Consider the following 13,590-nt stretch of genomic DNA (forward strand, 5'->3'; position numbering starts at 1 on the left):
GTGGCCAGTGACGAGGCCCTAGCAACGCGGGGGGTGGGAAACCCCCACCGCCCGCTTTTCGTATGTGCCGCGAAGCTCAGCCGTTGTGGCCGGTGTGCGCGCTGTGGTTGGTGCCGATCTCCTCGTCGCCGCCGAGCGTGTGCTGCAGCGCCTTGACCACCTTGTCCTCGCCGACGGCGACCCACTTGCGGCCGACGAGGTAGAAACCGCCGTAGTCCTTCGCGTCGTTGATCCACTCGCGCTGGCCGCGGTCGGTGGCGAAGGTGGCGAAGACGTACTTGCCGTCGGAGGTCGTGCAGATCGCCTGGCGGACCTCGTCGGAGTCGATCTGCATGTCCGGCTTGCACTTCGCCCTGGCCGCCAGGCTCTCCAGACTGCCGGTGGCGGCGGTCGGGACCTTGGCGGCCGCGTCGCTGTTTCCGGTTCCACAGCCCGCCAGCGCCAGGACGCCTGCGGTTGTGGCCACGGCGAGCATCGGTCGGGTCAACCTCATCTGTTCCTCCGGGTCGCTCTGCTGGCCCGGGCCTGGCCGGCAAATTCCCGTCGTCCGCCCGGAGGGCGGGTCGCTGGGCAGGCGGGAATTTGCCGGCCAGGCCCTAAGGGCCCGTCCCCTTCGATACGGCTGTGAAGGCTGGCGCGCTCAAAAATACGGGTGTCTGCCGTGCACGCGTGTGCGAAGGTGCTCCGGTGAACCAAGACTGGGAAGATCGCGTGACCGCCGCCTGGGCCACTTTCGACGACTATCCGGAGGCTGCATCCATTAGCAGCTCCGCTGCGGGGGCCGCCGACTTCAGGGATCTGATCGACGCCCTCGCCGCCGAGGTGCCCGAGGGCAGCCCGCTCGGTCTCTTCGAGCAGGCCTGTGCCTGGGACTCCACCGGGCACTCGGACAAGGCCGTACCGCTGTACCAGGAGGCGCTGGCGCGCGGGCTGAGCGAGGTCAGCCAGTACAAGGGGCGCAGGGCCAAGATCCAGTTGTCCAGTTCGCTCAGGAACACCGGGCATGCGGAGGAGGGCGTCAAGCTGCTGACGCCGGAACTGGACGCGCCCTCCGACGAGTTGGACGACGCGGTACGGGCGTGTCTGGCGCTGTGCCTGTCCAGTCTCGGCCGGGACCGCGAAGGGCTCTCCCTGGTGCTCGGCGCCCTGGCGCCCCATCTCCCCCGCTACCAGCGCTCGATGGGTAACTACGCACGGGCACTGGTCGAGCCCGAGGGCTGAGTCACCCGCGCGGCGGTGACTATCCCACGATTCGCTCGTTTTGCTGAACGTGCAGTCACAGGATGTCGCCCCGCGCCCCGCACCGTCCCCTTCCGACCTGGCCGTCGACGTCGAACAGGCCGAGGCCGCGCTCGTCGAGCACTACCCGCGGCTGGTCCGGCTCGCCTACCTGGTGCTGCCGCCGAGCCTCGGCCGCAACCGGCGCGTGGTGACCGCACACGCACTCACCCAGCGCGCCCTGCCCCGCGGCCGGGCACAGGCGCCCGCCATCCCGGCCCGCTCGACCGGGCGCAACGGCGACCCCGGGTATGCCTTCGTCCGCCTCCAGGTGCTGCGTACGGCACTGGAGGCGGGCCTGCCGCTGAAGCGCACGGCGCTCCCCAAGCGGTCCCAGCTGCCGCCGCTGCTCCCCCAGGTGTGGGGCCTGCGCCTCTTCCCGCGCTCGGGCGGTGCCGACGAACTCGCCCTGGACCAGCGCCTGTCCGCCCTGTCCGGCCCCGGCCGCGCCGCCTATGTCCTGCGCGGCCTGGAGGAACTCCCCGACGCTGACGTGGTCGAGGTGCTGACCGCCGCCGGCTGCGAGGACCCGCAGGGCGCACTCCGGCAGGCCGACGAGGTCCCGGAGCAGTACGCCCTGCTCGACTCCCCCGAATTCGACCCCTGCTCACTGCACGCCCGGCCCACCGACCTGATGCGGCGCAGACAGCACACCAGGGCCGCGCTCGCCGCCGCGGCGGCCGTCGCCGTGTGCGGGGTCCTGCTCGGTCTGCCCGGGGACGGCTGGAGCCCCGACGGCGCCGCCGCCCCCGTGTACGCGCAGAACCCGGCGGCCGAAGCCGCCCTCGACCCGGCCAGGCTGCTGCGGGTCGCCCCCACCGCCTGGACGACCTCCGCGCGCACCGACTTCTCCGTCTGGCCGGCCCGCGGCGACCTCACCGGCGACAAGGCCCTGCTGCGCCGCGCCCTCGCCGTCTGGGCCCGCCCCGGCGAGACCGTCCAGGTCTCCGCGACCCCCGGCACCCCGTCCGGCGGCCCCTCCGGCCCGCCCCAGCTGCTGTACGCCGGGACCGTCGACAGCGCACGGGTGGTGATGCTCTACGACGGTCTGCGCATCGCCCGGTACGCCGAGCCGAAGAGCGGCACGAAGGGCGCCGCCCTCGACTTCGCACGGGTCGACGGCGCCGACCGCTCCGAGGCGAACGCCCTGGTCCTGGACCGGGCGGACGGCAATGTCCGCTATCTGACGGCCCCCTGGGTGAAGCAGGCCGCAGAGCGGGACCTCCTCAAGCCGGCCACCGGCACGACGCCCCTCGCGCTGACCGGCGGTGTCACGGCACCACTGGCCGGCCCCGCCGCCGGGACCGGCGACTGCACATCGTGGAAGGTGCTCCAGCTCACCGACGCCACCGGCACCCGCCTCAGCACCGACCTCGGCGAGCTGGTGCCCGCCCATCTCACCACCGGACGGCCCGACGCCACCCATGAGGTCACCGGCGCCCCGGCCCTGCGCACCTGGGCGCCGTACGCCTGCTCGCTGGCCTCGATGCGCTCGGCGGGCGTGCGCACGGTCAACGCCTGGGCGTACAGCCGGCAGCCGCTGCCCGACGCGAGCGGTGCGGCGGACTGGGTGTGCACCCGGGCCGACACCTGGCGGGGCGGCGGGACGCGGGTGCTGGCGCAGTTCCACACGCCGGGCGGCGCGTACGGGGCGGTCGCCGCGAAGGCGGAGAACGTACCGGCATGCGGGGCGAAGGACCCGCATGTGCTCGCCGGGGTGCTGTGGAAGTCGGAGGCGAAGAACTGGTACCTCCTCGCGGCCGGCAGCCCCGGAACCTCGTCGATCCGTACGACGGGAGGGGTCAGCGCCTCCACCCCGGGCAGCCTGCTGGCCGTACGGGCCGAGCAGGGGGTGCGGGCCGAGCTGGCGGGGACCCTGGAGGACGGTCGCTCCGTCAGCGGACTGCACTAGCGGCTCTCCTCCCCGGAAGCCCTTGCTGACACCGGCGTCAACAAGTCCCCGTCGAAGGGTTCCCCTCCGACTTACCCGTCAGTACATTGACGCCATGTCCAACACGCAGGCCTCGGAGCGGGGCGCTCTCAAGGCGCGGAAGGTGTCCTTCTCGTGGGAGGAGACCCCGCTGCACTGGGTGCCTGGGGATCCCTTCACCACGCACACCATCAATGTGCTGCATCTGCTGCTGCCCGCCGGTGAGCGGTGGTTCGTGCACGTCTACAAGCAGGTGCTGCCGTACATCCGGGACGAGCGGCTGCGCGAGGACGTCATCGGGTTCATCGGGCAGGAGGCGATGCACTCGCAGGCCCACGACGAGGTCCTGCCGCACCTGAAGGAGCTCGGGCTCGATCCGACGCCGTACACCGCGCAGGTCGACTGGTTCTTCGAGAAGCTGCTCGGCGACCGGACGCTGCCACCGGGCAGGGCGCGCAGGTGGTGGCTGATGGAGCGGGTCGCGATCATCGCGGCGATCGAGCACTACACCGCGTTCCTCGGCAACTGGGTCCTCAACGCCGGGGAGCTGGACCGGCGGGGCGCCGACCCGACCATGCTGGATCTGCTGCGCTGGCACGGCGCGGAGGAGGTCGAGCACCGGTCCGTCGCCTTCGACTTGTTCATGCACGTCGACGGCGGCTACCGGCGGCGCGTGCGCACCTGGGCCACCGCGTTCACGGCACTGGTCTTCCTGTGGCAGCGCGGGGCGCGCTTCTTCATGGAGAACGATCCGACGCTGATCGACGGCCGCGCGAGCTTCAAGGACCTCTACGTGCGCGGCAGGCGGGGCATGCTGCCCGCGACCGGCGACATGCTCAGGTCCATCCCGCGGTACCTCAGCCGCGGCTACCACCCCTCCCAGGAGGGCTCCACCGAGCAGGCCGTCGCCTATCTCGCCTCCTCCCCGGCGGCGGTCGCGGCACTCGCGGCGGAGAAGGGAGCCCTGTGATGCCGAAGCTGCGCACGGTCGTGGTCGTAGCGGGTGCCGCGATGCTGGTCAGGCGGGCGATGCGGAGCCGCATCCGGACCTCGCCGCTGTGGCCGATGCCCGCCCTGGAGACCCCGACCTCCGGGCGGCCGCGGTCGCGGGCACTGAAGATGCTGGTCGCCTCGCGCGAGACGGTCGCCGACGGCGTCGTACAACTACGCCTGGAAGGAAGGGACTTGCCGAGCTGGGAGCCCGGCGCGCATCTCGACCTCGTACTGCCTTCGGGTCTTGTGCGGCAGTACTCGCTGTGCGGCGACCCGCAGGACATCTCGTCGTACACCGTCGCCACCCGGCTCGTCGAGGACGGGCGCGGCGGCTCGCGCGAGGTGCACGAGCAGGTCGCGGAGGGGATGGAGCTGGAGGTGCGCGGGCCGCGGAACCGCTTCCCGCTCGTCGAGGCCCCGTCGTACGTCTTCGTCGTCGGCGGCATCGGGATCACTCCCGTGCTGCCGATGCTTCGGGCGCTCGGGGAGGGCACGGATTGGCGGCTGGTGTACGGCGGGCGGACGCGGGCGTCGATGCCGTTCCTGGAGGAGCTCGAGAAGCTGGGCGGTGACCGGGTGACCGTAGTCGCCGAGGACGAGGACGGACTGCCCGATCTCGACGGTCTGTTGGCGGGTACGGCCGAGGATGCCGCCGTGTACTGCTGCGGCCCGGAGGGGCTCATCGCCGCGGTGGAGGAGCAGTTCCCGCAGGTCCGCCTCGAACGGTTCACACCGCGTACGTCGGCCGACGGCAACGGCGCCTTCGAGGTCGAACTCCGGCGCAGCGGACGGACGTTGACCGTGCCGGCCGACTCGACCGTGCTGGCCGCCGTGCGCGCCGCGCTGCCGAACACCGCCTACTCCTGTGAGCAGGGCTTCTGCGGAACCTGCGGGCAGCGGGTCCTGGAGGGCGAGGTGGAGCACCGGGACGAACTGCTGACGGACGCCGAGCGTGCCGACTCGATGCTGATCTGCGTTTCGCGGGCACGAAGTGAGCGACTCGTGCTGGATATGTGAACACCGGTGGCCGGACCGGACCGTTCCGGGCCGGATCCGATCGGTAAGGTGTTCGCATGACTACCGGGGTACGCCGCAGAATGGGAGTCGAGGAGCGGCGGCAGCAGTTGATCGGCGTCGCCCTCGAACTGTTCAGCCAACGCTCTCCCGACGACGTCTCCATCGACGAGATAGCCGCCGCCGCGGGCATCTCACGCCCGCTGGTGTACCACTACTTCCCGGGCAAACTCAGCCTGTACGAGGCCGCGTTGAAGCGCGCGGCGGAGGATCTGGCGGGCCGGTTCAGAGAGCCGCAGGAGGGCCCGCTGGGCGCACGGCTGCTGCGGGCGATGCGCCGCTTCTTCGACTTCGTGGAGGACCACGGCCCCGGTTTCTCCGCACTGATGCGCGGCGGCCCGGCAGTAGGCTCCTCGGCCACCAACGCCCTCATCGACTCCGTGCGCCAGGCCGCGTACGAACAGATCCTGTCGCACCTGGACGTCCAGGACCCGCCCGCCCGCCTGGAACTGGTCGTACGCTCCTGGATCTCCCTGGCCGAGTCGACGGCCCTGATCTGGCTGGACGGCCGCCGCATCCCCCGCGCCGAACTGGAAGCCCAACTGGTCCACGACTTCGCAGCACTGGCGGCGGTGAGCGCGGCCTACGACGACGAGATGGGCGCGCTGCTGCGCCGCATGGTCAAGGACGAGCCACCGGACGGCCCGTTCGCGGACCTGGTCGCCCGGTTGCTCTCACTGGCGTCGTAGGACTGTCTGACGCTCGAACTTCCGGTACGACGGGTCGAGGTCCCGGACCTCGGCGGAGGCGTGCAGGACCGCTGGGCCGTCGTCCGCCACATGCTTCTTCAGCAGCTCGAGGACGGTCTCGGTGAGCTTCTCCTTCGTCTCCTCGGTGCGGCCCGCGAGCAGTCCGATCATGACGTGCACCACGGCGTGCCCCTGGTCCAGGGGATCCTCGTAGCCGTACGCGGTGACCTCGGACGCGCGGAACTGCGTCTTGCAGGCCTCCGGCTTGGCGGCCGCGATCTCGACGAGCGCGGTGTGCAGGTCGTGGGCGAAGCCCTCCCGGTCGAAATGGATCGCCTTCGAGTGGTCGACGGTGATCTGCGGCATGGGCACTCCTGATCGAGAACGGCAGCGACAGGATCAGCCTAATTCCTCAGCTGGAGCGCGAGCATCGCGATGTCGTCCTCGCGGTCGTGCCCGAAGCAGGCCAGGAGGGTTTCACACAGTGCGTCCAGGCCGGGCAGCGCGCCGACGGCAGCCGAGCGGAGCTGCTCCATCGAGAGGCTCAGGTCCGTGCCCCGGGTCTCGATCAGGCCGTCGGTGACCATGAGGAGCCGGTCGCCCGGCTCCAGGAACATCTCGGTGGGCGGCGGATGCGGCAGGCCGAGGCCGAGCAGCGGGCCGTCGGCCTTGGCGTACTCGGCGTCTGCCTCGTGCCGCAGGATCAGCGGTGGGATGTGACCGGCGTTGGCGATCCGGGTCCGCCCGGTCTCGGGGTCGATCAGGACGAGGCAGACGGTGGCGGTGACGTCCGGGTGGTAGTGCTGCAGCATCCGGTCGAGCCGCTCGGCGAGCAATGCCGGGTCGCTCTCCTCGACGCAGTAGGCGCGCAGCGCATGCCGTATCTCGACCATCACGGTGGCCGCCTCCAGCGAGTGCCCGACGACGTCGCCGACCGCGGTGAGCACGCCCTCGTCGGTGCGCAGGGCCGCGTAGAAGTCGCCGCCGATCTCGGTCTCCCGGGACGCGGGTACGTAGCGGACCTCGACGTCGATGCCGGGCAGTTCGGGCAGCCGGTGCGGCTGGGGCAGGAAGCTGTGCTGGAGGGTGAGGGCGACATGCCGCTCGACCTGGTACATGAGCAGCGGCTCGGCGGCGAGCGCGACGGCCTGCGCCAGCTGGGCCACCAGGGCCTCCTCCTCCGGGTTCACCCTGCGCACCCCGCGGGTGGGCGTGGCCAGGCAGACGGGGGCCTGCCCGTCCTGGGTGAGGACCAGGGCCAGCCGGGCGTCGTGCTGCATGCCGGGCCGGAAGAACCCGGCGGGCCACAGCGGCGCGGGCACGGTGGTGATCTGCACCCCGGCCTGTCCGCGGGTCAGCCGCCGCAGCAGACCGGCCACGGTGCGGTGGGCGCCCGCGTCCGGCAGGGCGAGGGAGGTGCGGTCCCGGGAGAGGCCGCTGTACAGCTCGTCGTCCGGGCCCAGGACGAAGACGGCGGCGGGGCCGCCGATGAGCCGCGCGGTGCCGTCGGCGGCGGCGTCGGCGAGTTCCTGGAGGGAACGTGCGGCCTGGATGGTGACGATCGCCTGGGACAGCAGTGTCAGCCGTCGTACCAGCGCCTGGTCGTCGGCCCGCAGCCGGGCGGTGCGCACCGCGGACCGGACCACCGCCTCGATCTCCTCGGGCTCGGCGGGCACCGTCAGATAGATCTCGGCGCCCGCGTCCAGCCCCTGGCAGCGGTTGGCCGGGGCCGCGGCGGCGGCCGAGAAGTGCACGACGGGCAGGCCCGCCATGTGCGGCCGGTCCTTGAGCCGCCGGCACAGTTCGAAGCCGCTCATGTCCGGCAGGTTGATGTCGACGAGGGCCACGTCGGGCAGGAGGCCCTTGCGCAGCCGTACGTCGAGTTCGACGAGCGCCTGCTGGCCGGTGGCGACCGGTACGACCTGGTGTCCGGCCCGGCGCAGCACCGTACCCATCGCGTACCGGCTGGCCGCGACGTCGTCCACGACCAGCACGGTCGTGTCTGTGAGCTTGCCGTTGAGGTCCATCTTCCAGCCTTGGGACAACGCCGGTGGGGCAGACCGGGATTCGGCCTGCCCCACCAAAGGTAAGGCTCCTATCAGGAGATCCGGGAGAATATTGCGACACTGCGCCCCGGAACGGCGAACGTGCCCGATTTCCGCTCATAGGAAGAGCTCTTGACGATAGGGTCGGCGCCCGCCGCCTGCACCGGGTGCAGCCGGTAGCCGGTTCCGGCCAGGGAGTCGACGCGCTGCTCCTGCCTGCTCGGCGTCGCGTTGAAGACGACGACCAGGTCACCGAGGACCATGGTGATCACGCCGGGTGTCTCGTCCTTCCCGGACAGCGGGAAGGACAGCTTCGACTGCACCTGCGCGGCCGTGTCGAGCGAGAAGACGCCGTCCGTCGAACGGATCTTCAAGAGGTCCTGGTAGGCGGCCGAGGCTCCCTCGATCTGCGGGCAGCCGACCCGCACCGAGTTCAGCAGCGGCTTCGCATACGGCCACTTGGACTGGTTGTCGGCCGCCATCGGCAGCCCCCGCCCGAAGCCGTTGCCGTCCGTGCAGTTCCAGTGGATGGCGTTGAACCAGTCGCCGCTGTCGAACGAGTTGCGGTCCAGGGACTTGGAACGCAGCAGGTCGGAGCCCGCCTGCGAGAGGGACGGGCCCTGCGAGAGGGTGGCCGTCGCCATCGCGAGGACCTGCATCCTGGCCCGGTCGGCTGCGCTCGTCGAGGCGGGCAGCTTGTAGGTGAGGGCGTCGAAGAGGGACTCGTTGTCGTGTGCGTCGGCGTAGGCGACGGCGTCACCGGGCGCGTCCGCGTAACCGGCCGGCCGGCCGTTGTAGTCCACCTCAGCGCCGGTGACCTCCTTGCCGTCGGTGTCGGTGAAGCGGTACTCGGCGAGGTTGCCGGACAGACCGACCTTGATCAGGTCCTGGTAGTGCAGGAGCCGGGCCTTCTGCTCGGCCGAAGTGCCGTTCGCGGTGGACGAGTTGGGGTCGGTGTACAGGCCGGAGGCGAAGCCCTGGACGCCGGGGTCGGAGTCGAAGGGGCTGCCGCCGCGCACGGCGTCACGGGCGCGGTCCGAGAAGGTCGCGATGCCGGTTCCGGCCATGTTCTTCTGGGTGGCCTGCACGAAGCGGGCGTCGTCGGCGACCTCGCCGAAGTTCCAGCCCTCGCCGTACATGATGATCTTCTTGCCGTCGACGCCGTCCTTCGCGAGGGTCAGCGCGTCGAGCGCCTTGCGCACGGCGAGGAGGTTGGCCTTCGGCTGGTGCCCCATGAGGTCGAAGCGGAAGCCGTCGACCTTGTACTCCTTGGCCCAGGTGACGACCGAGTCGACGACCAGCTTGCCCATCATGGAGTTCTCGGTGGCCGTGTTCGCACAGCACGTGCTGTTGGCGACCGAGCCGTCCGCGAGGAGGCGCTGGTAGTAGCCGGGCACCACCTTGTCGAGGACGCTGGTGTCGGCCTCACCGGCGGCCGCCGTGTGGTTGTAGACGACGTCCATGACGACCCGCAGCCCGTCCTGGTTGAGCCCCTTCACCATCTTGCGGAACTCGACGGTACGGCCGGTCCCGTCCGGGTCGGTCGCGTACGAGCCCTCGGGGACCGTGTAGTGGAACGGGTCGTAGCCCCAGTTGTAGGCGTCCTTCGCGGCGGTCTTCGCGACGCACTCCTGCTGCTTGTCGGAGTCGGCGGCGTAGGAGGCGAGGTCGCAGTCCGTCGTCGCCTGGTCCGCCTTCTTCTCCGGGACGGTCGCGAAGTCGAAGGCCGGCAGCAGATGGACGTACGACGTACCCGACTTCGCGAGTTGCCGCAGGTGCTTGGAGCCGTCGCTGTTCCGGTCGGTGAAGGCGAGATAGGTGCCCTGGTCCTTCGCCGGTACGGTCTTGTCCGCGACGGAGAAGTCCCTGATGTGCAGCTCCTGGATCTGGGCGTCCTTGAGCGGTACGGCCTTGGGCTTGGCGAGGCTCGACCAGCCGCTCGGCGCGAGGGACCTGTCGTCCAGGTCGACGACGAGGCTGCGCTCGGAGTTCGCGGTGAGGGCGACCGAGTACGGGTCGGTGACCTTGTTGGTGACGACCTTGCGGACGCTGGGCGCCCACACCTTCACGACGTACCGGTAGGGCTTGTTCTTCCAGGACGGCGGGCCGTTGACGGACCAGACGCCGGTGGAGTCGTCGCGCTTCATCTGCTTGAGCGAGCCGTCGAGCTCCAGCGCCACGCTCTGCGCGGTCGGCGCCCACACGGCAAGCGTGGGACGGCCCTTGTGGAACGTCGGCCCCAGCTCGGCCTTGGTCGCGTCCGCGTACACGTCGTCGAGGACGCCGGCGATCTGGACGCCGGTCGCCGCGAGCACGGCGCCGTTGGCGGCCCGCTGGGAGGCGACGATCTGGCCGTCGAGGGCCTCGCGCACCCGGTCGCGGTCGCGTGGGTCCACGGACCAGGCCGTGTAGTCCTTCAGATACGGGAACCTGGCCTTCTGGGCGTCGGTGAGGGTGGTCTTCGCAAGGCGCAGCCAACGCTCGTCGTCGCTGGTCAGCGCGGAGTCCTTGACTGCGATCGAGCCGTCGCGGGAGTAGAGCAGCTGGGTGGAGGCGGCGGCGTCGGAGCCGTTCCAGGCGACCGTGTTCCGGTCGATCCAGATCGCCTTGGAGGTGGTCAGGTCGAGCGCGGCGGCGGAACCCGCGGGCTGCGGCAGCAGGTACTTCTCCTGGCCGTTCAACAGCCACACCTCGTAGCCGTTGGACTTGAGATCGAGCGACTGGTCGGCCGGCAGGTCCTTCTCGTCACCCTTGTGGATGATGTAACTGAGGCTGGTGGCACCGTCGCTGAGCGGCACCTCGAAGACCGCGCCATAGGCGTCGGTCCTCACCGGCTTCAGCGGGCTCGACCAGTCCGTCGGGTTCGCGGCACCGGTCCAGACGTGCAGCCCCCAGCCGTCGTAGTTCCCGTCGGCGCGGTGGTAGTGAATGACCGCCTTGGTCCTGTCCTGCGCCGGGTAGTCAGGACGGGTCGTCTGTACGGCCTCCTTGCCCTGTTCGACCCAGACCTCGCCGGTCTTGGTGACGTCGATGGTGCGGTCGGTGGAGACGTCCTTGTTGCCGTCCTTGTCGACGACCAGGAATCCGACACTGGAGGCGCCCGGCTTCAGCTTGACGTAGGCAAAGGCGCCGTACGCGTCCCGGCCGACGAAGGGGTGCCCGGCCGGCCAGGTGGTCGACTCGCCGTCGGCGAGGTCGCCCCACGCGTACAGACCCCACTTGTCGTAGTCGCCGTCGGTGCGCTTGTAGTGGACGACCGCGTAGTCCCGTGAGGAGGCTGTGGGGGTCTCCGTGGCGGGCGGGGTGCCGGTGGTGGAGGCGGCGGTGGCGCTCGCCGTGTGCCCCGCGGAGTCGATGACAACTGCCTTGTAGCGCAGGGAGGTTCCGGCCGGGACGTCCCTGCCGATGGTCTGCGTGACCTTGTACGGGGCGTGGTCGGCGGAGCCGAGCGTGCGCCACTTGCCGTCGCCGACCTGGGCGGCGAAGACGACGCGGTTGAGCTGTCCGCCGTCGACGTCGGCCGAGAGTTCCACGGTGCCGGTGGCGCCGGCGTCGGGGGCCTTGAGGGTGAGGGTGGGTGCGGTGGTGGGCTTGGCGAGCTTGCCCGCCGCCTTCAGGACGATCGCCGAGCCGGCCGGGACGCTGACGGTGATCTTCTTGTCGGCGTCGGAGGTGGCGTCGTCCGAAGTCCCGTATATCCCACGGAACTTCATGGCTGCCGAGCCGGTCGCGAAGGTCGCCGTCTTCGTCTCGTCGGCGTTGTTGAGGGCGACGACGTACTCCTGGCCGGTCCTGGCGTCCGTACGCGAGAACGCGTAGACACCGGAGCCGTCGGCCGCGTACCGCTGCGTCTGGACGCCGTCGGTGAGGGCGGGGTTGTCCTTGCGCAGCTTGCCGAGCGCGGCGATCTGCTTGTAGAGCGGCGCGCTGGTGTCGTACGAGTCGCTCGCATGGGTGCGGTCGGTGCCGATCTCGTCGTCGTCGAGGTAGTCGGCGACCTTGGAGGCGAACATCGTCTGGCGGGCGTCCTTGTCGCCGCCGGAGCCGGTGAAGCCCTGCTCGTCGCCGTAGTAGACGACCGGGTTGCCGCGGCTGAGGAACATCACCTCGTTGGCGAGCTCGTCCTTCTTGAGGATCTCCGCATCGGTGGCCTTCGGGTTGTCCTGCTTCAGGAAGTACCCGATACGGCCCATGTCGTGGTTGCCGAGGAAGGTGACCTGCTCGTACGCGTTGGCCTTGTCGGTCGTGTACTTGTAGTCGTCGCCGAAGAGCGAGGCGAGCTTCTGTGCACTGCCGCCCTGGGAGGCGTAGCTGCGGGCCGCGTCCTGGAAGGGGAAGTCGAGGGTGGCGTCGAGGCGGCCCTGGGTGACATACGGCGAGGTGATCGAGGTGTCGGCGGAGTAGACCTCGCCGAACATGAAGAAGTTCTTGCGCCCCTGCCTGGCCGCGTAGGCGTCGAGGGCGGTCGCCCACTGGGTCCAGAAGTCCATGTCGACGTGCTTGACCGTGTCGATCCGGAAGCCGTCGATGTCGAAGTCGCGCACCCAGCGCTCGTAGATCTTCTCCATGCCCTGTACGACCTCGGGACGCTCGGTCCACAGGTCGTCGAGGCCGCCGAAGTCCCCGTACGTGGCGCTCTCCCCGGCGAAGGTGGAGTCACCGCGGTTGTGGTACATCGTCGGGTCGTTGAGCCAGGCCGGGACCTTGGCGTTCCTGTCCGCGGCGGCGACGGTGGGCGTGCGCGGAAAGGAGCCGGCGTCGACGGCGGGGAACTTCCTGCTGCCGTCCGCGTAGTCGGCGTCGTCGAAGGGGCGGCCGTCCTTGGTCAGGTACGGGAAGGCGCCCTTGGAGAGGTAGTCGTAGGACTTCTCCTTGTAGTCGACGACGTCGGCGGTGTGGTTGGTGATGACGTCGAAGAAGACCTTCATGCCCTTGGCGTGTGCCTTGGCGATGAGGGTTTCCAGGTCCTTGTTGGTCCCGAAGTGCGGGTCGACCTGCGTGAAGTCGGTGATCCAGTAGCCGTGGTAGCCGGCGGAGGCGTTGCTGCCCGTCCCCTGCACGGGACGGTTCTTGAAGATCGGGGCCATCCAGATGGCGGTGGTGCCGAGGCCCTTGATGTAGTCGAGCTTCCCGGTCAGGCCCTTGAGGTCGCCGCCCTGGTAGAAGCCCTTGTCGGTGGGGTCGTAGCCGGTGCTGAGCCGCGAACCGGTCAGCCCTCCTCTGTCATTGCCGGCATCTCCGTTGGCGAAACGGTCCGGCATGACGAAGTAGAACTGCTCGCGGGTGTCGTCGTGCCGGGCGGGAGCGGCGGCGAGCTTCGCGTCGGAGGGCGGCGGGGGCGGAGAGTCCGCATGTGCCGCGAGTGGCTGGATCAGGGCTGCGGCGAGGGCGGCCACGGCGACGGCCGCGACCCGTCTGACTTGTATCACCGGTGTGAACTCCTAGCGACAGCGGCTCTCTTGGGTCCGACCCCGCGTGACCGTACCGCTGACGCAAGCGTTACAGCAAGAGTCTTGAAACTCATAGCAAGAACTTTCAACGCCAACCTTGACGTGTCCTTCTCAGCTCCCCCACTCTCACG

Annotated in this window: 9 protein-coding genes; 5 read left to right on the plus strand and 4 right to left on the minus strand. The window is 70.1% G+C overall.

The features are described 5' to 3' along the window. Positions 1-76: 76 nt before the first annotated feature. Entirely contained in the window at positions 77-493 is a 417-nt protein-coding gene (locus AB0N07_RS34665; RefSeq protein WP_365842009.1) for a hypothetical protein, read from the minus strand. Between the two features lie 176 nt (positions 494-669). Here AB0N07_RS34665 and AB0N07_RS34670 point away from each other — a divergent pair, with 176 nt between their 5' ends. The 5 genes from AB0N07_RS34670 to AB0N07_RS34690 all read left to right on the plus strand — a co-directional run bounded on the left by AB0N07_RS34670 (position 670) and on the right by AB0N07_RS34690 (position 5,964). Then, positions 670-1,221: a tetratricopeptide repeat protein gene (locus tag AB0N07_RS34670; protein ID WP_365842011.1), complete on the plus strand. Its 552-nt coding sequence runs from the start codon at positions 670-672 to the stop codon at positions 1,219-1,221. Between the two features lie 49 nt (positions 1,222-1,270). Beyond that, complete coding sequence (locus AB0N07_RS34675) at positions 1,271-3,190, plus strand: hypothetical protein (protein ID WP_365842013.1); 1,920 nt, start codon at positions 1,271-1,273, stop codon at positions 3,188-3,190. Positions 3,191-3,284: 94 nt separating this feature from the next. Further along, positions 3,285-4,178 carry a metal-dependent hydrolase gene (locus tag AB0N07_RS34680; RefSeq protein WP_365842015.1) on the plus strand — a complete coding sequence of 298 codons (894 nt, stop codon included), beginning with the start codon at positions 3,285-3,287 and terminating at the stop codon, positions 4,176-4,178. Continuing rightward, a complete protein-coding gene (locus AB0N07_RS34685; RefSeq protein ID WP_365842017.1) occupies positions 4,178-5,218 on the plus strand; it encodes a PDR/VanB family oxidoreductase in 1,041 nt (346 codons plus the stop codon). The genes AB0N07_RS34680 and AB0N07_RS34685 overlap by 1 nt, the downstream gene beginning before the upstream one ends. A 56-nt stretch (positions 5,219-5,274) precedes the next feature. Next, entirely contained in the window at positions 5,275-5,964 is a 690-nt protein-coding gene (locus AB0N07_RS34690; protein WP_365842019.1) for a TetR/AcrR family transcriptional regulator, read from the plus strand. On the opposite strand, the gene AB0N07_RS34695 is transcribed toward AB0N07_RS34690, so the two are convergent. From AB0N07_RS34695 to pulA, 3 genes are all read right to left on the minus strand, one after another. After that, the gene (locus tag AB0N07_RS34695) at positions 5,950-6,330 is read right to left on the minus strand and encodes an isomerase (protein WP_365842021.1); all 381 of its coding nucleotides are present in this window, start codon (positions 6,328-6,330) and stop codon (positions 5,950-5,952) included. The genes AB0N07_RS34690 and AB0N07_RS34695 overlap by 15 nt on opposite strands. Before the next feature lie 38 nt (positions 6,331-6,368). Then, on the minus strand, positions 6,369-7,991 hold the full coding sequence (locus AB0N07_RS34700) for a fused response regulator/phosphatase (RefSeq protein ID WP_365842023.1): 1,623 nt from the start codon (positions 7,989-7,991) through the stop codon (positions 6,369-6,371). 71 nt (positions 7,992-8,062) lie between these two features. Beyond that, a complete protein-coding gene (pulA, locus tag AB0N07_RS34705; RefSeq protein WP_365842025.1) occupies positions 8,063-13,438 on the minus strand; it encodes a pullulanase-type alpha-1,6-glucosidase in 5,376 nt (1,791 codons plus the stop codon). Positions 13,439-13,590 lie beyond the last annotated feature (152 nt).

Source organism: Streptomyces sp. NPDC051172, assembly GCF_040682555.1.
Classification (GTDB): domain Bacteria; phylum Actinomycetota; class Actinomycetes; order Streptomycetales; family Streptomycetaceae; genus Streptomyces.